Genomic DNA, 1,188 nt, shown 5'->3' on the forward strand with positions numbered 1-1,188 from the left:
TGTGTCAGACTCGCTCGCCCTTTCGCGAGGTGCACCGATGGCGAAGCAGCGCATGACCCCTTCCGAGGCGTTCGTCGAGACGCTCGTTTCGCAGGGCGTGACCCACGTGTTCGGGATCGTCGGCTCGGCCTACATGGACGCGCTCGACCTTTTTCCCACCGCGGGCATTCGCTTCGTGCCCACCGTGCACGAGCAGGGCGCGGCACACATGGCCGACGGCTTCTCGCGCGTGAGCGGGAAACACGGCGTGTGCATCGCGCAGAACGGCCCGGGCATCACGAACTTCGTCACCGCGATCGCCGCCGCCTACTGGGCGCACAGTCCGGTCGTCGCGATCACGCCCGAGGCAGGCTCGCTCGGTGTCGGGCTCGGCGGCTTTCAGGAGACGGACCAGCTCCCGATCTTCTCGAAGATCACGAAGTATCAGGCCCACGTGAACTCGCCCGCGCGCATGGCGGAGCTGACGGCGCGCGCCTTCGACCGCGCGCACCTCGAGCTCGGGCCGACGCAGCTCAACATCCCGCGCGACTACTTCTACGGCGACGTCGAATGCGAGATCCCCGCGCCACTGAAGATCTCGCGCGGCCCCGGCGCGAGCGCCGACCTCGACGCTGCGGCGAAGCTGCTCTCCGAGGCGCGCTTCCCGGTGATCATCGCGGGCGGCGGCGTGGTGATGTCGAACGGCGCGGCCGCGCTCGTCGCGCTCGCCGAGAAGCTCGGCGCCGCCGTCGTGAACTCGTACCTCCACAACGACTCGTTCCCCGCGAGCCACGCGCTTGCGTGCGGCCCCCTCGGTTATCACGGGTCGAAGGCCGCGATGCGCGTCATCGCTCAGGCCGACGTCGTGCTCGCGCTCGGCTCGCGCCTCGGCCCCTTCGGCACGCTGCCGCAGTACGGCTTCGATTACTGGCCCGCGAACGCGAAGCTCGTGCAGGTCGACGCCGACCCGCGTGTGCTCGGGCTCGTGAAGAAGACCCACGTCGCGGTGTGCGGCGACGCGCGCGAAGCCGCCGAGGCCCTGACAGCTCGCCTCGCGCAGCGCGCGCTCGCGGGCGACGTGACGCGCGCCGAGCGCGCCGCCACGATCGCGCGCGAGAAGCAGCGCTGGACCGAGGAGCGCGCGAGCTGGGATCACGAGCAGGACGCGTGGAGCGTGCGCGAGATGCGCGGCTCCGCGTATCTGCACCC

1 protein-coding gene is annotated in these 1,188 nt (G+C 70.7%); it reads left to right on the top strand.

Annotated elements, in window-relative coordinates:
- Positions 1-37: 37 nt before the first annotated feature.
- Positions 38-1,188, top strand: a 1,151-nt coding sequence (locus FJ091_22290) for a sulfoacetaldehyde acetyltransferase (GenBank protein MBM4386079.1), incomplete at its 3' end; no start/stop codon positions are given.

The organism is Deltaproteobacteria bacterium (assembly GCA_016875395.1).
Taxonomy (GTDB): Bacteria; Myxococcota_A; UBA9160; order UBA9160; family UBA6930; genus VGRF01.